Here is a 21,834-nt window from a genome sequence, read left to right on the forward strand (position 1 = left end):
GCATTATAATAAAATAACATGAAATTTTATCCCTTACAATTTGAGCCTATTTTTAAAGAAAGAATTTGGGGCGGAGAGCAATTAAAATCAGTACTTCATAAATCATTTACTTCAAGCACTATCGGCGAAAGCTGGGAGATTTCTACCGTAAAAGAAGATGTTAGTGTTATCTCAAATGGAATCTGGAAAGGAAAATCTTTTATAGATTTAATTAAAGAATACCCAAAGGAAATTTTAGGTACGGCAGTTTACGAACGTTTTGGTATTGAATTTCCGTTACTTTTTAAATACCTTGATGCTCGCGAGGATTTGTCAATCCAAGTTCATCCTAATAATAGTTTAGCGCAAAAACGACACAATTCTTTTGGTAAAACTGAAATGTGGTACGTAATTCAAGCAGATAAAGAGGCGCGTATTATTGTAGGTTTTAAAGAAGATTCTAACTCTAATACCTATTTAGAAAATCTCAAAAATAAAACATTACTTTCAATTTTAGATGAGGTAAACGTAAAGTCTGGTGATGCTTATTTCATAGAAAGCGGAACTGTTCATTCTATAGGAGCGGGTTTATTGTTGGCAGAAATTCAGCAAACATCTGATATAACCTATCGTTTGTATGATTTTGATAGAGTAGACGATAAAGGATTTTTAAGAGAACTACATGTTGACTTAGCTTTAGAAGCAATAAACTATAAAAAAGTACAAACCAAAAAAGAATTTACTAAAAACACCAATGAATCTAATGTGGTAGTAGATTGTCCTTACTTTACCACAAATTTTATATCGCTTGACGGAACAATGGAAGTTGTGAAATTAGCAGAAACTTTTACTGTATATATGTGTGTTGAGGGATTTTTTGAAATTGAAAAGGATCACATTAAACTACAATATAAAAAAGGAGACACCATTTTGATTCCTGCTGCTATGAATGAATTCATTCTCAATGGAAAAGCTTCTATTTTAGAAATTTACATTTCATAGTCGGTAATAGAAAGATTATGTGTACTTTTGCAGACGCAAATTAAAATTCAAATTTTAAAAAAATAAAAATGGCAAACGTTAAAAATTTAAAAAAAGACATCAACTACGTTTTAGGAGATATTATTGAAGCAGTTTACTTATTCGAAATTTCTACTACAGGAAAACCGACTACAGAAACTAATGCTTTAATTGACGAAGCAATTGCTGCTTTTGATGTTTTGATCACAAAAGTGAACGCAAAAAAGGTTGAAGATAAAAAATCTCACTTCAAACAAATCAATGTTGAATTGGAACAAACTGCTAATCAATTGATTGCTAAAATCAACGAATTGTAGTAAAAAAAAAGCAAAAAAAAGTTCGATTTTGTTTTGGAAAAAAGAAATTCAGTCTTATATTTGCACCCGTAATGAGTCGCCAGCGTAGCTCAGTTGGCTAGAGCAGCTGATTTGTAATCAGCAGGTCGTGGGTTCGAGTCCCTCCGCCGGCTCTTAAATAAAACCACTTAACGAAAGTTAAGTGGTTTTTTGTTTTATTTCGATTTTTTTTTCAGTTTAATAGTTTGTCATAGTTTTTTTGTTAAATTTGGCGCTTAACCAAATAAAATAAATTATGGAAGAGAATTCAGTAATTGAAAGTTTCGAAATGAAATTAAACGTGTCTGCTAAAGACTTTTTAAAGGAAACAGCTAAGTGGGCTTATTTCTTATCTATTATAGGATATATAGGGATTGCTTTCTTAGTGGTAATAGCATTATTCGCGGGTACGCTATTTGCAGCAATGGCAAAAATTAATCCTGCTGTAGGAATGATGGGTGCTTCCTTTGGGATTATGATTACTGTTATTTATTTGATAATTGCGGCAATCTACTTCTTTCCGGTATATTATTTAAATAAATTTGCTTCTAACGCTAAACTAGCATTGAAGAATAATGATTCTGAAACTTTAGCTACTTCTTTTGGGTATTTGAAATCACATTATAAGTTTATTGGAATAATGACAGTAATCATTTTTTCACTTTATCTATTAATTTTTGTAGGTATGTTTATTGCTGCACTTAGCAAATAATAATCATTAATAGTATTTCAATAGCAATAGAATTACCATTTTAGTATAGTTTTCTAATTGATCTTTTGAAACATTAAGAGCTTAAAACTAAAAAACCATCTTGTTATAGCAAGATGGTTTTTTTATAAATTATTTTTAAGAATCAAATAAATTATTTTTGACGTTTTGAATGTGCGACATATTCTGTTAGTTTTTTTCCGTAAAGCGATTGTGCTACTTTTGGAGACATTGCTTTCTGAATTGTATCTAAATACTTTACATTAATATCGTAAATCTCCGATAGTGCGATATAAGGAGCTACTTCGTAATCTCTATTGTTTAATGCAAAATTTGCTGCAAACAAATACTTTCTTTTAAGATTGGCATCTTGAAGGGTAGTGATACTATCTGCGGCTTTTAGATTCTGAATTTTAATAGCTTTAAATCTAGCCTCAATCATAGAAAGATTCTTGTCTGTGAAACTATTATTAATTTTTTTATACTCTTCAAATATTTCATTGTTTTTTGATCCGGTAACTTTAGCATCAAATAAATAACGATCTAAAGTGGTTTCTATCGTCATATTTCCAGGCTCGGCAAAGAAAGGAATATTGTTATCTAATGAATTAGTGGTACCACGATCGAGAGACATGTATAACATTTCAGGAGATTTTAGATCTAAATTACTTTCAAAAGTAGAAGTGCCGTCAATATTAATTGAGTCTAAGACTACTAAAGTAGTATCTACAATTCGCTTGATATACAACGTTCCTTTTTTTAATCCTTTGATATTCCCTGTAATGTGTAAATTCCCTTTAGGCTCATTTTTAGCACAAGCGAATAATAATGATAGTGTAACGAGCGCAATAATCGATTTTTTCATGTTAAGTTTAAATTTGGTTTTATTTGGAACACGATTTCGCCATTTTATGATATTCCTTGAGGCTTCAAGATCAATCTTGACGATTTCTTAGCGGTTTAAATTTTGCCGCAAAATAAAGAAAATTGTTGGAAAGATGTTGGTAATAGTATCAAATTTCACAAAAAAAATCCCAATCTATTTCTAAATTGGGATTTGATATACTTTTTTATAATTTATCCTTTTAACCAAGCTTCTTTTAAAGCTTTTTTTGTTGCATCAGACGCGTTAAGGCCTTCTTTTTGTTCGTAAGGAAGCTTTACTTTCCCTTTGATTACTTTTTCTACGCCGTTTCTTTTTATTTTGATAGTGATCGCATCGTTTTCTTTCCAGTTTTGGCTGCTAGTGATCATATCATAAATATTCGTAAGTGAGTAAGGTTTGTTGTTAATAGATACAATAATATCTCCGCCTTTTAAATCTAAATTTTTATAAAAATCATTGAGTTCAATATTTGGTTTCACACTGATTTCTTTTGTTTTTTGATCAACAGCTATATAAGGAACTTGTCCTTTTAAGAAAACATTGGCTGCTGTTTTTGTGATAGATTTTGTAATACCTACTTTGGCTAAATAGATATCATAAGGAATAGGAGTGCTTCCAGATACATATGTTGTTAGGAATGTTCCCACTTCAGGATAGGTTAGCGCAGTTATTTTAGCAAAAAGTTGGTTGTCATTAAATGGTTTTGATGGTCCGTATTCATTAGATAATTTCTGCATCAAATCAAGAATCCCTCTTTCGCCATTACTTTTTTCTCGGATAATAATATCCAGACACATCCCAATAAGAGCCCCTTTTTCGTATACATTTAAATATTGAGCTTTGTAAGGTTCTTTCAAAACATTCGCACTCATTGTCGTGAACGGCATTGTGTCATTCATTGCATTTGCATGAGCTATTTTTTCTGCTATTCTAGTCAAGAAATCTTCTTCAGAAATTAAGCCTTGATTGATTTGGAATAAATTAGCAAAATATTCTGTAACTCCTTCATACATCCATAAATGTTCTGACATTTTTGGGGCATTATAATCAAAATTATGAATCTCTTTAGAATGAATCGATAATGGAGTAACAATATGAAAAAATTCGTGTGACACTACATCTATCATCGACTTTACCAATTCTTCTTTTGGCATCATTTCTGGTAAAACTACTGTTGTTGCGGTAGGATGTTCTAGTGCGCCAAAACCTTTAGCGTCATCTGGAGTCATTGTAGATAAGTACAATAAAACACTGTATTTTTTAGTAGCATTTACTTTACCTAGAAACGTTTTCTGAGCCGTCATCATAGTCTTCATTTCTGGAGTGATGCTTTCAGCAGTTACAATTCCTGTAGGAGAATAAACTCCAATAAGGATTTCCATGCCATCAATAGTAAAAGTTGTATAATCTGGTTTTGCATACATTATAGGGTTCTCTACTAATTCAGCATAACGCGATGTAACAAAAAGATCATTTGTTTTGCTTGCATCAAGATCAGTCATAGAAGTTGCGCCCCAAAGTGTTTCTGGATGTGAAATAGTTACGTGATAAGGAAGGTCTTTTTTATCTTTAAAATAACCTACAAAACCATGCATGTTTAGCATAAAATTTTTGCCTGCATCGATGTTTGTTCCTGCTGGAGAAAAAATATCGTTATTTCCGAATCCGCTTCCTTTTTCGGTATCAAAGGTGTCATTTACTAAATAAGTTACTTTAGCAATTGCTTTAGCATTTTTAATGCTCCATGTATTATCGTCAACTTTAGTTGTAGTAAGGATATTTCCTTTACTGTCAAAAGCTTTAAAGTTCTCGATGTATTTGCCATAATCATCAATAGAGTAGGTTCCTGGAACAATTTTAGGGATGCTGTACGTTACTTCATCGGTTGTTATTTTTGGTGAGGTAACGACAACCATTACTTTGTCGTCTTTAATGTCGTTTAAGTTAATAGAAACGGCAACGGTTTCTGTAGCAGATTTAGTATCTGTAACGGCAGTTCCTCCAGTTTTACAACTCCAAAAAAAGGAGGCGAATGCTAATGCAAAAAATATTTTTTTCATCTTTTAAGTGTTGATTTTATTAGTTAGTCTTATTCCTTTTTTAATTGTTACAATAGGTCTTATTTTTACTTTTGTAGAAAAAGTGTTAATTTATAAATGGCTGTTTCTAAAATGGCTGTGTCTTTATCCTCGCAGAGTAAAAATTCAATTTTAGTACTCGAATGACTGTACAACGTTAATCCTTCAAATTTATTAGTGTTGCTAATTTTTTTTGTGAATTTTATTTTCATGGTTGTCAGGTCGATGCTTCCTATAATACTGCCTAATACTTCACTGTCTTCATAAGTAGAAACTGTGTCTTCGGCTGTTGCCAAAAAATAGATGCTGTTTTCCACTAGTACTGCATCTGTAAAACTCGTGTGAACACCTTTTATTTTTGGAAGGCTATATTCGTTTGAAAGAATGCTAGATGGTTTCGTTATACTTTCTCCTTTAATGGTAAAAAGTACATTTTTGGCAGCGCTTCCATTTCCTCGATTGAAAAAATACCAAGTTTTACCATCGTAAATAGCGCCTTCAAGATTAAAATCTTCGGGATTTATTTTACCAACGCTTTGCATCAGTTTATATAAATTAGAGAGATCGTTGGTTGCTATTATCTTTTTAGTAGTCCAATCTATTTGTATGTTTTTATTTCTTTTGTCAGTCGATCCTGAACCAAAAATATAGAGGTTATCATCCTGGTTGGTGATAGATTCAAAATCGGGTTTGTCTTTTTTAGGAATATTTTCAGTTGGATTTTCGATTAATGGATGCCGATTTAATTCGTTTGAATTTATATTGTATTCGTAAAGAAAACCACTATTGTCACCAATAATCCAGAGTGTATTGTTTTTGTATATAAGTCCAGAAGCAGAGCCAATTCCGATGATTTGAAATAATAAATCGATTTTAAATTTTTCCATTGGTACAGTTTTGAAAATGGGTTCTTAGCCCTGATGGCAGCGGTATCCTTTTGCTTTAGCCTTTTTGGCGAAGCAAAAGATATAGCGTACAGCAGGAAAAAGCTCCTTAAAATTTGCTATATTTGAGTTTATAAAGATAAATTATTTCCTATGAAATCTATAAATCCAGATGATTTTAAAGTGGTTGACAAGATTAAATTGTCTGCACTACCAACTAATCTAGAAGTTGGTGCTAGCGATGAAAAAAAAGAAAATAAATTAGAGAAAATAACTGCCAAGTTAAGCGAATTGCAGGACGTTATGTACGCGCACAATAGATATGGTGTACTGATTTGCTTGCAAGGAATGGACACTTCTGGAAAAGACAGTTTGATACGCGAAGTTTTTAAAGGGTTTAATTCACGAGGAGTTGTGGTTAGTAGTTTTAAAACTCCAAATTCTACTGAACTAGAACATGACTATTTATGGCGACACTATTTAGCTTTACCTGAAAAGGGAAAATTTGCGATTTTTAATAGAACTCATTATGAGAATGTTTTAGTAACACGTGTTCATCCAGAATATATCCTGAATGAGAATTTGCCTGGAATAGAAAAGGTAGAAGACATTACACCCGAGTTTTGGGAAAATAGAATGGAGCAAATTAGAAATTTTGAAAAGCACATTACTCAAAACGGAATTATAGTTCTGAAATTCTTTATGCATTTAAGTAAGGAAGAGCAAAGACAACGATTGTTGCGACGTTTAGAAGAAGGGAAACACAATTGGAAGTTCTCGACTGGTGATCTAAAAGAAAGAGAACACTGGGAGGAATATATGGAGTATTATGAAGAAGCAATAAATAAAACCGCAACTAAAGAGGCACCTTGGTATGTAATTCCAGCTGATGATAAAGAAATGGCGCGTTACATTGTAGGAAAAATTATTTGGGAAGAAATGCAAAAATATACCGATATTAAAGAGCCCGAAATGGATGATAAAATACGAGCAAACATAGCCGTTTACAAAGAAATGTTAGATAAAGAATAAACAAAAAAAAATGCGCTGAGATCAGCGCATTTTTTTTTAATCAAAAATAGATTATAGTTTAAAACCATAAGCGATACGTAAAGCAATTTGATTCGTGTCATACTCTGTGTATGATTCATAACGCAAACTTACATCAATATCTTTTCCAGCAAATCCAACTCCTGGAGACCATAAGTAAGTGTCTTGTTTGTATCCGTTAGTTACAGCAATACCACCACCAACTTCACCTAATACATAAAATTGATCTTCCCATACGAAAGCTTTAAATCCTAACTTTACAGGAATAAATCCAAGATCTTTTACACCATCATTGATGAATAAGTTTGTAAAACCTGTAGTTAATGTTGCTGAATATCTTTTTGTTAAGTCGTACTGAAGTCTTACATCTCCACCTATTGAATAGTTGTAAACATCTTCGTTTGTAGGTACACCAGCGTTAAGACCAACACCTAAACGGAAACCTTGATCGTAATTTTCTAATTTATTAGTTTCTTGAGCTTGAGTTTGATTTGAAAACATTACTGCCATTGTAAATGCTACTGCGATTTTAATTTTTCCTGAAATTTTCATAATTGTTCTTTTTAAATTTTATTCTAATTTTTTTATTTTAGTGTGTCAAACACAACGGTACAAATGTAAAATTGTTAGTGCTCGAAATAGTTATACAATTTGAAGCCTTTGTTATAGAATTACTTGTTTGGATGAGATAATTTTTAAAATAGTAGCTTATATTTTCAATTGTATCGATACAATTCATTGCTTCTGCTTACCTTTGTCGACTTTAAAAAAAAGCAAGTGAATTTATCCCAGTACACCAAAGAGTTTTCTTATAATTTAAAATTAGCGTATCCTATTATTTTAGGAATGCTAGGACATACCATTGTTGGTATTGTTGATAATATAATGGTTGGAAAATTAGGTCCAACAGAACTAGCAGCGGTTTCTTTAGGAAATAGTTTTGTTTTTATAGCCTTATCATTAGGCATTGGTTTCTCTACTGCGATTACGCCATTGGCAGCAGAAGCGGATGGTAAAAATGATATAGAAGAAGGAAGGAGTGTTTTTCATCACGGATTGTTTTTATGTACGATCTTAGGATTTACTTTATTCTTGATTATTTTCTTTTTTAAACCTTTGATTTCCTTGATGGGTCAGCCGGATATTGTGGTCGAAATGGCCAAACCTTATCTTGATATTGTTGCTTTTTCTCTAGTCCCTTTGATAATTTACCAAGCCTACAAGCAATTTGCTGATGGTAAGTCGGAGACAAAATATTCTATGTGGGCCACTATTATAGGTAATGTAGTCAATGTGGTGATCAATTATTTTTTAATTTATGGTATTTGGATTTTTCCTAAAATGGGAATTGTTGGAGCCGGAATTGGTACCATTGTTTCTCGTATCGTAATGTTGGTTTATATGCATTATAGTTTGATTAGAAAACCAAAATTTCATCCTTATTTTGAAAATTTCAGTTTTAAAGAGATTAAGAAAAAAATGCTGAATAAGATTATTAATTTAGGCTTACCGTCTTCTATGCAAATGTTTTTTGAGGTAGCTTTGTTTACAGGAGCTATTTGGCTTTCAGGACTTCTAGGTACGACTAGCCAAGCCGCGAATCAGATAGCGCTAAGTTTAGCCTCTCTAACTTTTATGTTTGCAATGGGTTTGAGTGTTGCTGTAATGATTAGAGTAGGAAACCAAAAAGGATTAATGGATTATGTGAAATTACAACTCGTAGCACGCTCCATATTTTTACTAGCCATACTCTTAGAAATTGTTTTTGCTGTTATCTTTATTGTTTTTTACCAATATTTACCTAGAATTTTCGTTGATGTCAATGATATCAAGCATATTGTAGAAACCAAAGAAGTTATTTTAATCGCTTCGCAACTATTATTTGTTGCTGCATTTTTTCAAATTTCTGACGGAATACAAGTGGTTGTTTTAGGAGCGTTAAGGGGTTTGCAAGATGTAAAAATGCCTATGTACATTACTTTCGTTGCTTATTGGGTTATCGGATTTCCAATTTCAATTTACTTAGGATTGTACACTGATTTGAAAGCCATCGGTATTTGGATTGGACTTTCGGCTGGACTTACAGCTGCGGCTATATTTTTGTATATTCGCTTTGCAAGACTAACAAAAAAATTAATTTTAGAAGGACAATTTAAAGACATTAATAAATAAAATATATTATGGAATTACCAAAATTTTTACTAGGTGACAATACTGACTTCCCAGAAGACATTTTTATAATACATCTCGATTATCCAAGATTTATAATCAATTTGAAAGACGATGAGGTAGAGTTTATTGAAGAGGCTGAAGATCTAGATGAAGGAGAATTAAATGCAGAAATGGAAGGATTAATTGTTCTTGCAAATGATTTTTACGATCGTGAAATGGAGCGCTACGAAAAAGAATAGTTTTTACTAAACAAATTAGTATATCAAAAATAATGTAAAAAGCTGATTATGAACAAAATGAAGTCTGAGGAATTGGAGTGTTGGTTTGTTTATGATTGGCTTTTATTTTTTGTTTTAATTATATAACAGAATCATATTCCTTTTATTCTGTTTATTTTTGTTTAAAATTAATATCCATTTATAAAATATAATAATTTCCTCTTAATGAAAAAATTAGCTTTTTTAAAACCTGTTTTTAACTTTATGGCAATTGGATTGCTAATTATGACTTTGAGTCGGTTGTTTTTATTTTTCTTATTCAAAGATCGAGTAGTAGAAACGGAGAATTACTGGTATATCTTTCCAATTGGCTTACGAATGGATTTAATTCTTTTGAGTTATTTATCCTTTCTTCCAGCGCTCTTAGTTACATTTACTCCAAATAATGCTATTAAATTCGTTAATAAAATCCTGCCTTTCTATAGTATTTTATTTCTATTTTTGATTCTTTTTGTCGAGCTTGCTACTCCAGATTTTGTAAAGCAATACGATACACGTCCCAACAAAATCTTCTTAGATTATCTAATATATCCCAAAGAAGTGGTTGGAATGTTGCTAAAAAGCTATTTGACCTCCATTATAGTAACTTTTTTAATTCTGGGTGTTGTATTGTATTTTGCTCTGAAAAAAGGAAAAGTTCTCTTTCATACTCATTATTCAGATTATAAATTCAAATTACTACTCTTTCCATTAGTGCTCTTTTTACTCTTTTTTGGAGCACGTTCTAGTTTGACTTCTAAAAGACCTATTAATGCCAGCAATGCAGTTTTTTCTACAGATCAATTGACCAATTGCTTAGGATTAAATTCTTTTTATACTGTTGCATTTGCTGCCTATTCAATTAAGAACGAAGGAAATACAAAAATGTATGGTAAAATGGAGGAGGCAGAAGCCACAGCACGTGTAAAAAAATACATGGATGTGACTCAATTTACAGATCCAGCTATTCCTTTTTTGCATGTTCAAACTCCAGACACCATCTTAAAAAGACCGTACAATTTAGTTATCTTTTTACAAGAAAGTTTAGGTGCAGAATATGTTGGAATTTTAGGTGGAAAACCCCTAACACCGGAGTTTGATAAACTTTCTAAAGAAGGTTTATTGTTTACAAATCTATATTGTACGGGCACGCGTAGTGTGAGAGGGATAGAAGCGGTAGTTACAGGATTTCTTCCATCTCCATCAGAAAGTGTGGTGAAATTAGGTAATTCACAACAAGGGTTTTTTACTTTGGCAGAAGCTTTAAAACGCAAAGGATACGAAACCAGTTTTATTTATGGAGGAATGTCTAATTTTGACAATATGGCTTCTTTTTTTAACGGAAATGGTTTTGAGGATATTGTAGATCAAGATGATTTTGATGCTGATGGTAAAAAATATGCTTTCAAAGGAACTTGGGGTTATTCTGATGAAGATTTAGTAGTTAAGGCCAACGATTATTTTAAATCTAAAGGAGACAAACCATTCTTTTCATTGATGTTTTCTACATCCAATCACGAACCTTTTGAATATCCCGAAGGAAGAATAAAACGATACGATCAGAAAGCTGCAACGGTGAACAATGCCATGAAATATGCTGATTTCTCGATTGGAAAATTCATGGAAATGGCTAAAAAAGAACCGTATTATAAAAACACTATTTTTATTGTGATAGCAGATCACAACACCAGAACATTTGGTAAAAATTTAGTTCCAATCAATAAATTTCATATTCCTGCTTTAATAATTGGTCCAAATGTTCCTAAAGGAAAAAAATACGATCAATTAGCGAGTCAAATTGACATTCCGCCTACATTATTAAGTTATTTAGGCGCTGAGTTTGAAACTCCTATGGTGGGGAGAAATTTAACTAAAATAAAGGCAACAACAAAAGGTAGGTCAATCATGCAGTTTAATGATATCAATGCTTTTAGAATTGAGGATCAAGTTGTCATTATGCAACCTAATTTGCAACCTTTGCAATTTAAAATTAAAAATGATACTACATTAATTCCAGTAAAATTAGATCCTGAATTGGCAAAAGATGCTTTAGCGCATGTGATTACTGCAGGTAATTTATATAGAGAAAATAAATATAAGCTAAGAGATATCAAGAAAAAGAAATAGAAACTAGTCCGTATTCTGCGGATTGTTTTTAGAATTTTGATACAATTTTAATAATTTTTGAGCGGCTGCAAATGGTGATATTTCATTATTTTGCACCGCTTTTTTTGTAGGTTCTAAAAGATTCTGTATTTCGTGTTGGTTGTAGAAATTTATTTTTAATTGCTCATTTATGGTTTCCAGCATCCAATATTGATTTTGTTCTTTTCTTTTTTCAAAAAAGGATTGATTTTCTTTAGTCAATGCTAGAAATTTTTGAATTATTTCCCAAACTACTGGAATGCCTTCCTGAGTGATAGCGCTACAAGTGGAGGTTTTAGGAATCCATCCTGATTTTTTTGCTGGAAAAAGATGTAATGCTCTATTGAATTCCATTTTAGCAAACTGCGCTTTTTTAATGTTATCACCATCGGCTTTATTAATTACAATAGCATCTGCCATTTCCATAATACCCCGTTTTATGCCTTGTAATTCATCTCCAGCACCCGCTATTTTTAGCAATAAAAAGAAATCTACCATACTATGAACAGCGGTTTCGCTTTGGCCAACGCCAACCGTTTCTATAATAATAGTATCAAAACCACACGCTTCGCAAAGTGTAATTGTTTCACGAGTTTTTCGAGCAACACCTCCTAATGTTTCACCAGAAGCAGACGGACGGATATAAGCATTTTTATCTTTAACCAATTCTTCCATACGAGTTTTATCACCCAGAATACTACCATGACTTATGGTGCTACTAGGATCAACAGCAAGAACCGCTACTTTTTTTCCTTGATTGGTCAAAAATTTACCAAAGGCTTCAATAAAAGTACTTTTACCTACACCGGGAACACCAGTAATTCCAATTCGCATCGATTTCCCAGAATGTGGTAAACAAGCATTAATTACTTCATTGGCTTTGCTTAAGTGATTGTTATTTGTACTCTCCACTAAAGTAATGGCACGACTCAAAGCAGTTATGTTTCCCGCTAAAATACCTTCAACTAATGCAGTTGCTGAAGGTTGTATTTTTCTAAAATGCTGAATTGTTCCAATAGAAGTTAAACTAGTAGTTTCTGGTGGAGCAATTCCTGCTTTTTCATTCAAAGCGCTAGGATGTGATTTTTTGTTTTGCAAAATGGATGATTTGAAAAGTAAAAGTAGTGAAAACATAAACAGTTTCAAAAAAAGCATCCTATATCAAGTCATTGTTTACCTAGTAAAAGGATTCTTTTTTTTGTTCAATTAAAATAAGAATTATAAAAGGAGACAATGCTTTTTTACCAATATCATTATTATTAATACTATAAATGGCAATGATGTAATTATTATTCATTTCTGTTTTTCTTTATTTCTAGGAGATATATAAATAGTATTTTTGCAATCAATTGTGTATCATGTATAACTTTGCATTAATTTTTATTTTTTTATTTCTAGGTCTTTTTCTTCAAAAGTTAAAGGGCTTCCCTACGGAAATTTACAAACTTTTAAATAAGATTGTAATTTACTTGTGTCTTCCTGCTATTGCATTGTATTATATACCTAAAATCGTATGGAATAACCAACTGTTATATCCCATTGGAGTAGCTTGGCTTGGATTTGCAGCTTCTTATCTGTTTTTTAGTCTTTTAGGTAAAAAGCTCGGATGGTCTCGTAAACTTACAGGATGTTTAATTATTACAGCTGGTTTAGGAAACACCTCTTTTTTGGGGTATCCAATCATCGAAGCATTGTATGGAGAGGAAGGGTTAAAAACGGCTATTTTAGTAGATCAACCTGGCTCATTTGTTGTGCTTTCTACGGTTTCTATTCTGATTGCTACTTTGTACTCTACTGGAAAGCCAAATGGTCTCGAAATCGCAAAAAAAATTGCTATTTTCCCACCATTCATCACTTTTGTGATAGCTTGTTTGATGAATTTTTTAAATGTTGATTTTCACGAATACATTCAATATTTTCTTCAAAAAACAGGAAGTGTTATTACACCATTAGCGATGCTTTCTGTTGGTTTGCAATTACAGTTTGATAGAAGAAGTCAGCATTGGAGATATTTAGGATTGGGACTTTTATTTAAATTAATACTCACTCCGGCTTTCATCTATTTACTGTATGTTGTAATTTTGCAGCAGCATTCAAAAACGATAGACGTAGCTGTTATGGAATCTGCAATGGCTCCAATGATTACCGGGAGCATTCTCGCAACGACTCACGGATTAAAACCTAAATTGAGTAGCATGATGATTGGTTTTGGAATTCCACTTTCTTTCATCACCTTAATTTTTTGGTATTTTGTACTTCAACTATAAATCTTATTTGAAGCAGTATTAATGTATTTTATTAAAAAAAAATGAATTTATCCTCTACAAACGCATCAACTATTGATGGCGTTTCTACTGCACAAAAAACAGTTTATCCTATATTATTTTCAATTGCATTTGCGCATTTGATTAATGATTTATTACAAGCAGTAATTCCTGCTGCCTATCCTATTTTAAAGGACAATTATAATTTAACATTTACTCAAATAGGCTTAATTACATTAGCATATCAACTAGCAGCTTCGATTTTGCAACCTTTGGTAGGTTTGTACACCGATAAAAGGCCTAAACCTTTTTCTCAGATTTTCGGAATGATTTTTACAGCACTCGGAATAATCTCTTTGTCTTACGCAGCTAGTTTTTCTATGATTATTCTTTCGGTTGTTTTAGTAGGGATTGGTTCTTCAATTTTTCATCCAGAAGCTTCTCGCATCTCCTTTTTAGCCTCTGGAGGAAAGCGTGGTTTAGCACAATCTATATTTCAGTTGGGCGGAAATGCTGGTACAGCTTTAGGACCTTTGTTAGTGGCATTAATCGTTGTGCCTAATGCGCAACACTACATTATTTGGTTTCTTGTAGCGGCAGTCATCGGATTATTAGTTTTGAGCAGAATAGCACTTTGGTATCAAAATCACCTCAGTTTAAGAAGTACCAAAAAAGCAGTAATCGATTTGCCGAATTTGTCTCAAAATCAAATTGTAATTTCGGTAGTAATTTTGATGGTGCTCATATTCTCAAAATTTGTTTATATGGCTAGTATGTCTAGTTATTTTACTTTTTATTTGATGGAGAGATTTAATTTATCTGTTCAAGATGCTCAATTTCACTTGGTTCTCTTTTTAGCTTCGTGTGCTTTAGGAACCTTAATTGGAGGTCCTTTAGGAGATAAATTTGGCCGAAAATATGTTATCTGGTTTTCTGTATTAGGAGCCGCTCCGTTTACATTATTGTTGCCATTTGTAGATTTATTCTGGACAGGTGTATTATCGGTAGTAATCGGTACAATTATCTCTTCGGCATTTCCAGCAATTTTGGTTTATGCACAAGAATTATTGCCTAAAAAACTGGGTATGGTTTCCGGTCTGTTTTATGGTTTTGCTTTCGGAATGGGCGGTCTTGGTTCCGCTTTGTTAGGAAATTTAGCAGATCATAGCAGTATTACTTATGTATATCATTTATGTGCTTATTTGCCTCTAATCGGGATCATAGCTTTCTTTTTGCCTAACTTAAAGAAAAAACAGGCCTAATATAAATTTTTTTCTGGAGCTTATTCCTGCTCTCCATTATATCTTTTATTTCCTATTCTTCCTTCGTCTTAATAGGAAATAAAAGGATGCCATTGCGATCAGGGCTATGAGTTTAGTATTCCTAAGGCTAATTTTATTATTACTTTTTTTTTGTTTTTAAGTAAAACGAGTAGAATTTTAAGTTTATATTTTTCTTTATCAATTTAAATTCAATAACTTACCGTAATATTAATCAAATTAATAAATGAGTATGGCAACAGTACGATTGGGCGATATTGCCCCTGATTTTGAAGCAGAGACCTCACAAGGAAAAATAAAATTTCATGAATGGCTGGGAGATTCATGGTGTATATTGTTTTCACATCCAGCTGATTTTACTCCAGTTTGTACTACTGAATTAGGAACAGTAGCAAACTATTATCCTGAATTTCAAAAACGAAATGTAAAAGTTATTGCTTTGAGTGTTGATGGTGTAGCTTCTCACATGGAGTGGATTAAGGATATAAATGAAACTCAAAATACTACTGTAAATTTTCCTATCATTGCCGACGAGGATAAGCATGTTGCTATGTTATATGATATGATGCATCCCAATGCCAGTGAAAGTTTTACAGTTCGTTCTGTTTTTATAATTGGACCCGATAAAAAAATTAAATTAACACTGACGTATCCAGCTTCTACGGGTAGAAATTTTGATGAATTGTTACGTGTAATTGATAGTTTACAGCTAACTGCAAATTATAGTGTAGCCACTCCAGCGAATTGGAAAGACGGTGATCCTGTTGTAATTTCACCATCAATTAAAGATGAAGATATTGCGGCAAAATTTCCAAAAGGTTCCGAACGAATAAAACCATATTTAAGAATGACACCACAACCTAATAAATAGGTCTTTTCATTTTACAAGTTAAAACAAAAAGCAGTATGTATTATTATACTGCTTTTTGTTTTCTAATTATTTTTTATTGGTAATTATTAGTCCCAATACTATAATAGCCATGCTTATAATTTGTATAAATTCAATAGATTGGCCTAGAAAAAAATATGCGAGAATGCCACTAAATATTGGAATCAAGTAATAAATAACAGCTGTTTTTGATGTGCCAATTAATCCGATGGCTTCGTTCCATAAGTAAAAAGAAACTAACGAAGCGAATATGCCAACATAGGAGATAATAAGAAGTGTCTTTGAATCGATTACTACTTTTTCGAGATAAGTATTTTCCCAGAGGTAAAAAGGCAGCAGTATCAAGGTACCAATTACGAATACAGAATATAAAAACACTTTAGGCTCTAATTCCTTTGGCTTTTTTCTAACTAAAAGAGTATAACAAGCAAAGAAAAAACAGGCGAGAAGCATTAATAAATCTCCAAATGCAAAGTTAATACGAAGCAATGCGTCTAATGAACCTTTACTAATAAGTACTAAAACTCCTGTAATTATAGTTATAATTCCCGCTATAGCTAGATTCGAAACTTTCTCTTTAAATACAATTCTAGAAATCCCTATAATAAATAAGGGAATCGAGATAGCCATCAAGGATAAATTAAAAGCACTCGTGGTTTTTCCGGCAAAGTAAATTAAAGTGTTAAAGATTGAGATACCTAATATTGCAGTTAATAAGAGATATTTAATGTGTTTTTTTATAATTTTAAAATCTATAATAGTCGCTCTCAAAGCTAAAGGAGTAAGTACAACACAAGCAACTGTCCAACGCCAAAAAACCAAGCCTATTGGCGGAATATGTTCTTTTACGCCACTAGCAATAACCATGTTTACCGACCATAAAAACGTAGCTAGCAATGCAAATAAAATGCCTTTTGTTGTTTTGCTCATTAAACAAGATTCTTTATTTTGGCATGTTGCAATAACAAGATTGTTTTGGCATCTTTAATTTCACCCGATTCGATTTTAGCATAAGCTTCCTCAAAGGACATTTCTAAAACATCTATATTTTCTTGTTCACTTTCTAATCCACCACCTTCACTCACTTTTAGACTTTCGTCATAGTGTCCTACAAACAAATATAGAATTTCTGTCACGGCACCTGGCGACATATAAGTTTCCATTACTTTTTGTACAGCAGTAATTCGGTATCCTGTTTCTTCCTCAGTCTCTCTTATGATGCATTGTTCTGGATTATCTTGATCTAGTAATCCCGCACAAACCTCAATCATCATTCCCGATGCATTCCCGTTTAAGTAAGTAGGCAATCGGAACTGTCGGGTAAGAATAACTGTTTTTTGTTTGGTGTTGTACAACAAAATAGCTGCACCATTGCCACGATCATACACTTCTCTTTTTTGAGTGATCCATGATGCATCTTTCTTTTGATAATCAAATGTTACTTTATTTAAAATATAGTGGTTATTAGAAAGGACTTCGGTTTTTTGTATGTTAATTACGGGGTTTTTCATGTGAAATGGATTTTGTTTAAAAGAGTATTCTAGAGCAATATTGTAGCTGTTTATTTCAGACCACAATAATAACTTAAGGAGTGTATTTGTTAATCGTCATCAATTTACTAAATAGCCAAAATAAATTTGAAATTTAGAGTGGAGTAGGTTTATGATCTTAATTAAAAAGCTATTGTTTAAAAAAAAAACGCTCTGAATTATCAGAGCGTTAGTAATCTTATTTTAGAATCGTTTGCTTTCTGTCTGGTCCTACAGAGACAATCTTAATAGGAACTTCAACTTCTTTTTCTATAAATTCAATATATTCTTTAAGCTCTTGCGGTAATTCATCATACGTTGTCATACCAGTTAAATCTTGTTTCCATCCTTTGAACTCTTGGTAAACAGGAGTTACATTTTCTGGTTCGATGTTATAAGGAAAATGAGAAATTTTTTCTCCTTTATAATTGTATTCCGTACATACTTTTAGTGTTTCAAATCCAGAAAGAACATCACCTTTCATCATCATCAATTGGGTAACACCATTTACTTGAATCGCGTATTTAAGCGCTACTAAGTCTAACCAACCACAACGTCTTTGTCTTCCTGTTACAGATCCAAATTCATTTCCTACTCTTGCCATTGTTGCACCATCTTCATCAAAAAGCTCAGTAGGGAAGGGTCCGCTACCAACACGAGTGATATAAGCTTTGAAAATTCCAAAAACTTCTTTGATTTTGTTAGGCGCAATTCCTAAACCAGTACAAGCACCTGCAGCAGTAGTATTAGAAGAAGTAACAAATGGATATGTTCCAAAATCTACATCTAATAAAGACCCTTGCGCACCTTCGCACAAGATAGATTTACCTGCTTTCTGTGCTTGGTGTAAATATTCTTCACTATCGATAAAATCTAATTTTTTTAAATCTTCAATTGCTTCAAAGAATTCTTTTTCTAATTCCGGTAAGTTGTATTGAATATCAACATCGTAAAAAGCAATCATCGCTTCATGCTTATCAGCCAAAGCTCTGTAACGATCAGCAAAATCTTCTAATTCGATATCTCCTACACGAATTCCGTTTCTACCAGTTTTGTCCATGTAAGTTGGCCCTATTCCTTTAAGCGTAGATCCAATTTTTGCTTTTCCTTTAGAAGCTTCCGAAGCTGCGTCTAATAAACGGTGCGTAGGTAAGATTAAATGAGCTTTTCTTGAAATGATCAATTTAGATTGTAGGTCTAAATTAAATTTAGCCAAACCATCAATCTCACTTTTAAAAACTACAGGATCAATTACAACACCATTACCAATGATGTTAATGTTGTTTCCGTGAAAAATTCCAGAAGGAATGGTTCTAAGTACGTGTTTTATTCCGTCAAATTCTAAAGTATGTCCTGCGTTTGGTCCGCCTTGAAAACGAGCAATAATGTCGTATTTTGAAGTTAGAACATCAACAATTTTTCCTTTTCCTTCATCTCCCCATTGTAATCCTAGTAATAAATCTACGGTCATTCTGTGTGTTATTTGTAGTTAATTTTTATATTTCGGAACCGTCTTGTTCCTCGTTCTTTTTTTGTTTTTTTACACCATATAAATACAAAGAATGATTGGTGATTTCTATATCAAAAATTTCTTCAATTGTTTTCTTAATAGTTTGAATTCTGGGATCACAAAACTCAATTACTTCACCTGTATCGGTCATAATAATGTGATCGTGCTGTTTATCAAAGTACGATTTCTCATAATGAGCCTGATTTTGTCCAAACTGATGTTTTCGAACTAGAGCACAGTCAAGAAGTAATTCGATGGTGTTGTAAAGCGTTGCTCTACTCACACGATAGTTCTTGTTTTTCATTTTGATATAGAGATTCTCTACATCAAAATGTTCTTCGCTGTCGTAAATTTCCTGAAGTATTGCATAACGCTCAGGGGTTTTACGATGTCCTTTATTTTCAAGATACATTGTAAAAACATTTTTTACAATTTCTTGGTTTTTCGTGTTATCTATTGAAATGAGTGTCATATACTGGCAAAGGTAATTTTTTTAGTTTAAAGATTAAAGTTTCCCGTTTGTTAAGTTCAAAGTTTGTCCTTTTTCTAGGTTAAAAGATAAAAAATAAACAAATTTTTATGTTTTGTATTCGCGAGTTACTTTATCTACACCATCAATTTTTTTGATGTTACTGATCATTTTTTTCAAGATCGTATTGTTCTGTACAATTACAGTAACTTGACCATGAAAAATTCCAGCGTCGGTATTCAAAGCTATACTTTGAATATTGACATGCATATTGTTTGAAATTACTTTTGTCAATTGATTGGTAAGTCCTAAAACATCCATTCCTGTAACGTTAATGATTGCTTTAAATTCTTCTTGCGATGAGTCAATCCATTTGGCAGGCATGATTCGATAAGCGTAATTAGATTGCATTCCTATCGCGTTAGGGCAATCTTTTTTATGCACTTTTATTCCCTCGTTAATCGTAACGAATCCAAAAACTTCATCTCCAGGAATTGGATTGCAACAAGGCGATAATTTATAATCTAATTTATCTTGTTCTTTCCCAAAAACAAGCATGTCATAGTTGCTGCTTATTACTGGTCTTTGTATGTCCTCAATAGCCTGAGAGCTAGGAGAACGCTTCATTTTATTTTTGAAAAAGTTGATGAAGGTATTGCTCTTTTGAGCAGCATAATCTTTTAATTGTTGATTTTCTATGGCTCCAACTCCAACTCTGTAAAATAGATCTAAACTCGTTTTTAATTTAAAAAAGTTAACCAATTCATTAATAACTTGCTCGCTTAACGTTATTTTTAAGTGTTTTAATTTTCGAGTTAGGAGTTCTTTTCCTTCTTCACCAATTTTCTTAGTGTTTTCGTTTAAAACATTTTTGATTTTTGTTTTAGCTCTCGAAGTTGTTACATAATCAAGCCAGTTGATGGTTGGTTTTTGATGTTGTGAAGTAATGACTTCTATTTGGTCACCACTTTTTAATTCAAAATTAAGAGGCACTAATTTTCCGTTTACTCGTGTTCCTCTTGTGCGAATTCCTATTTCCGAGTGTATGCTAAAAGCAAAATCGAGTGAGGTTGCCCCTTTAGGAAGTGATTTAATTTCACCCTTAGGTGTAAATACAAAGATCTCTTTTGAATATAAATTCATTTTAAAATCTTCTACGAAATCTACTGCATTTGATTCAGAGTTTTCTAAAGCTTCTTTCAATAAATTAAGCCATACATCTAAACCACTTTCTTCTGTAGCGCCATTTTTATATTTGTAATGTGCAGCATATCCTTTCTCTGCAATTTCATCCATACGTTCACTTCGTACTTGCACTTCTACCCAACGTCCTTTAGGTCCCATTACAGTAATGTGTAAGGCTTCATAACCTGTAGATTTTGGTGAAGAAATCCAGTCTCGTAAACGGCTTGGACTCGGTCTATAATGATCCGTGACTATAGAGTATATTTTCCAAGCAATAAATTTCTCGTCGTGGGTGTTGGATTTGTATACAATCCGAAGTGCAAATTTATCATAGACTTCTTCGAATCTTACGTTTTGAGCATGCATTTTTCTACGAATCGAATAGATCGATTTTGGTCGCCCTTTTATTATGTATTCGACACCTTCGTCGTCTAATGACTTTTTAAGTACATCAGAAATAGATTTTATATAATCGTCTTGTTCTTCTTTGGTTTCTTGTATTTTGCTAACAATTTCATTATAAATAGCTGGTTCTGTATATTTAAGACCTAAGTCTTCCAACTTTGTTTTGATGTTGTATAAGCCAAGTCTGTGCGCTAAAGGTGCGTAAATGTATAGTGTTTCAGAGGCTATTTTGACTTGTTTGTCCTCTCGCATCGATTCCATGGTTTGCATATTGTGCAAACGGTCGGCAAGTTTTATCAGAATAACGCGAACATCATCATTCAACGTTAATATCATTTTCCTAAAATTCTCTGCTTGCATAGAGATGTTTAAATCCTTTTGAACCAATGCTATTTTTGTAAGTCCTTCTACAATTTGAGCAAGTTTTGGATTAAACATATTGGCGATATCCTCAACTGTAGTTGGTGTATCCTCTACAACGTCGTGTAGCAATGCGGCAGCAATAGAGGTTGCTCCCAATCCTATTTCTGAGGCTACAATTTTAGCAACAGCAATGGGATGAAAAATATAAGCTTCACCTGATTTTCTTCGTTGGTCTTTGTGCGCTTCTACAGCTACATCAAATGCTTTGCGAATGAGTTTTTTATCCTCATCACTTAGTGTTTGATAGCTTATTCGCAGTAATTCTTTATATTCTTGAGCAATTGCTTTATTTTCTTTTTCTAGATCAATTTCTATCATACGGGTAGGATTCAATTCCTAAAAATAGAAATTTGTTAGGAGATATG

20 protein-coding genes and 1 tRNA gene are annotated in these 21,834 nt (G+C 32.5%); 11 read left to right on the plus strand and 10 right to left on the minus strand.

Translation table 11 applies throughout. The features are described 5' to 3' along the window. Window positions 1-18 precede the first annotated feature (18 nt). The 4 genes from J3S90_RS07010 (at window position 19) to J3S90_RS07025 (ending at window position 2,046) form a co-directional block, all read left to right on the plus strand. Window positions 19-981 carry a type I phosphomannose isomerase catalytic subunit gene (locus J3S90_RS07010; RefSeq protein WP_210645608.1) on the plus strand — a complete coding sequence of 321 codons (963 nt, stop codon included), beginning with the start codon at window positions 19-21 and terminating at the stop codon, window positions 979-981. A gap of 68 nt (window positions 982-1,049) precedes the next feature. Then, window positions 1,050-1,316 (plus strand): hypothetical protein, encoded by a 267-nt coding sequence (locus tag J3S90_RS07015; RefSeq protein ID WP_188050083.1) that lies wholly within the window; start codon window positions 1,050-1,052, stop codon window positions 1,314-1,316. Between the two features lie 78 nt (window positions 1,317-1,394). Beyond that, a tRNA-Thr gene (locus tag J3S90_RS07020) sits at window positions 1,395-1,468 on the plus strand. 122 nt (window positions 1,469-1,590) lie between these two features. Further along, window positions 1,591-2,046, plus strand: a complete 456-nt coding sequence (locus tag J3S90_RS07025; protein WP_188050085.1) for a hypothetical protein — start codon at window positions 1,591-1,593, stop codon at window positions 2,044-2,046. A 151-nt stretch (window positions 2,047-2,197) separates the two neighbouring features. Here the strand turns inward: J3S90_RS07025 and J3S90_RS07030 are convergent, their stop codons facing one another. From J3S90_RS07030 to J3S90_RS07040, 3 genes are all read right to left on the minus strand, one after another. Further along, entirely contained in the window at window positions 2,198-2,908 is a 711-nt protein-coding gene (locus J3S90_RS07030; protein WP_210645609.1) for a DUF4369 domain-containing protein, read from the minus strand. A 212-nt stretch (window positions 2,909-3,120) separates the two neighbouring features. Further along, on the minus strand, window positions 3,121-4,989 hold the full coding sequence (locus tag J3S90_RS07035) for a M61 family metallopeptidase (protein WP_210645610.1): 1,869 nt from the start codon (window positions 4,987-4,989) through the stop codon (window positions 3,121-3,123). A 65-nt stretch (window positions 4,990-5,054) separates the two neighbouring features. Continuing rightward, window positions 5,055-5,894 (minus strand): DUF6929 family protein, encoded by an 840-nt coding sequence (locus J3S90_RS07040; protein ID WP_210645611.1) that lies wholly within the window; start codon window positions 5,892-5,894, stop codon window positions 5,055-5,057. Window positions 5,895-6,044: 150 nt separating this feature from the next. Here J3S90_RS07040 and J3S90_RS07045 point away from each other — a divergent pair, with 150 nt between their 5' ends. Next, window positions 6,045-6,923, plus strand: a complete 879-nt coding sequence (locus J3S90_RS07045) for a PPK2 family polyphosphate kinase (protein ID WP_210645612.1) — start codon at window positions 6,045-6,047, stop codon at window positions 6,921-6,923. Window positions 6,924-6,974: 51 nt separating this feature from the next. Here J3S90_RS07045 and J3S90_RS07050 read toward each other — a convergent pair whose 3' ends face one another. Further along, window positions 6,975-7,493: a hypothetical protein gene (locus J3S90_RS07050; RefSeq protein WP_188050095.1), complete on the minus strand. Its 519-nt coding sequence runs from the start codon at window positions 7,491-7,493 to the stop codon at window positions 6,975-6,977. A 225-nt stretch (window positions 7,494-7,718) separates the two neighbouring features. Between J3S90_RS07050 and J3S90_RS07055 the strand changes: the two genes are divergently transcribed. The 3 genes from J3S90_RS07055 (at window position 7,719) to J3S90_RS07065 (ending at window position 11,497) form a co-directional block, all read left to right on the plus strand. Next, a complete protein-coding gene (locus J3S90_RS07055) occupies window positions 7,719-9,113 on the plus strand; it encodes an MATE family efflux transporter (protein ID WP_210645613.1) in 1,395 nt (464 codons plus the stop codon). A gap of 8 nt (window positions 9,114-9,121) precedes the next feature. Next, window positions 9,122-9,352 (plus strand): hypothetical protein, encoded by a 231-nt coding sequence (locus J3S90_RS07060; RefSeq protein ID WP_188050099.1) that lies wholly within the window; start codon window positions 9,122-9,124, stop codon window positions 9,350-9,352. Window positions 9,353-9,556: 204 nt separating this feature from the next. Next, on the plus strand, window positions 9,557-11,497 hold the full coding sequence (locus J3S90_RS07065; RefSeq protein ID WP_210645614.1) for an LTA synthase family protein: 1,941 nt from the start codon (window positions 9,557-9,559) through the stop codon (window positions 11,495-11,497). 3 nt (window positions 11,498-11,500) lie between these two features. Here the strand turns inward: J3S90_RS07065 and meaB are convergent, their stop codons facing one another. Next, window positions 11,501-12,649: a methylmalonyl Co-A mutase-associated GTPase MeaB gene (gene meaB / locus J3S90_RS07070; protein ID WP_394369403.1), complete on the minus strand. Its 1,149-nt coding sequence runs from the start codon at window positions 12,647-12,649 to the stop codon at window positions 11,501-11,503. Between the two features lie 224 nt (window positions 12,650-12,873). Here meaB and J3S90_RS07075 point away from each other — a divergent pair, with 224 nt between their 5' ends. The 3 genes from J3S90_RS07075 to J3S90_RS07085 all read left to right on the plus strand — a co-directional run bounded on the left by J3S90_RS07075 (window position 12,874) and on the right by J3S90_RS07085 (window position 15,930). Next, on the plus strand, window positions 12,874-13,782 hold the full coding sequence (locus J3S90_RS07075) for an AEC family transporter (protein WP_210645616.1): 909 nt from the start codon (window positions 12,874-12,876) through the stop codon (window positions 13,780-13,782). A 41-nt stretch (window positions 13,783-13,823) separates the two neighbouring features. After that, window positions 13,824-15,041, plus strand: a complete 1,218-nt coding sequence (locus J3S90_RS07080) for an MFS transporter (RefSeq protein ID WP_210645617.1) — start codon at window positions 13,824-13,826, stop codon at window positions 15,039-15,041. 250 nt (window positions 15,042-15,291) lie between these two features. Beyond that, window positions 15,292-15,930, plus strand: a complete 639-nt coding sequence (locus J3S90_RS07085; protein ID WP_210645618.1) for a peroxiredoxin — start codon at window positions 15,292-15,294, stop codon at window positions 15,928-15,930. Window positions 15,931-15,996: 66 nt separating this feature from the next. On the opposite strand, the gene J3S90_RS07090 is transcribed toward J3S90_RS07085, so the two are convergent. The 5 genes from J3S90_RS07090 to J3S90_RS07110 all read right to left on the minus strand — a co-directional run bounded on the left by J3S90_RS07090 (window position 15,997) and on the right by J3S90_RS07110 (window position 21,787). Next, window positions 15,997-16,878: a DMT family transporter gene (locus J3S90_RS07090; RefSeq protein WP_210645619.1), complete on the minus strand. Its 882-nt coding sequence runs from the start codon at window positions 16,876-16,878 to the stop codon at window positions 15,997-15,999. Next, window positions 16,878-17,459: an NUDIX domain-containing protein gene (locus J3S90_RS07095; RefSeq protein WP_188050113.1), complete on the minus strand. Its 582-nt coding sequence runs from the start codon at window positions 17,457-17,459 to the stop codon at window positions 16,878-16,880. The genes J3S90_RS07090 and J3S90_RS07095 overlap by 1 nt, the downstream gene beginning before the upstream one ends. Window positions 17,460-17,676: 217 nt before the next feature. Continuing rightward, a complete protein-coding gene (locus J3S90_RS07100; RefSeq protein WP_210645620.1) occupies window positions 17,677-18,948 on the minus strand; it encodes an adenylosuccinate synthase in 1,272 nt (423 codons plus the stop codon). Window positions 18,949-18,973: 25 nt separating this feature from the next. Beyond that, window positions 18,974-19,459, minus strand: coding sequence for a Fur family transcriptional regulator (locus J3S90_RS07105; RefSeq protein WP_188050117.1), 486 nt, complete (start codon window positions 19,457-19,459; stop codon window positions 18,974-18,976). A 105-nt stretch (window positions 19,460-19,564) separates the two neighbouring features. Beyond that, a complete protein-coding gene (locus J3S90_RS07110) occupies window positions 19,565-21,787 on the minus strand; it encodes a RelA/SpoT family protein (RefSeq protein ID WP_188050119.1) in 2,223 nt (740 codons plus the stop codon). Window positions 21,788-21,834: the final 47 nt, after the last annotated feature.

The organism is Flavobacterium flabelliforme, assembly GCF_017948675.1.
In the GTDB taxonomy this organism is placed as follows: domain Bacteria; phylum Bacteroidota; class Bacteroidia; order Flavobacteriales; family Flavobacteriaceae; genus Flavobacterium; species Flavobacterium pygoscelis.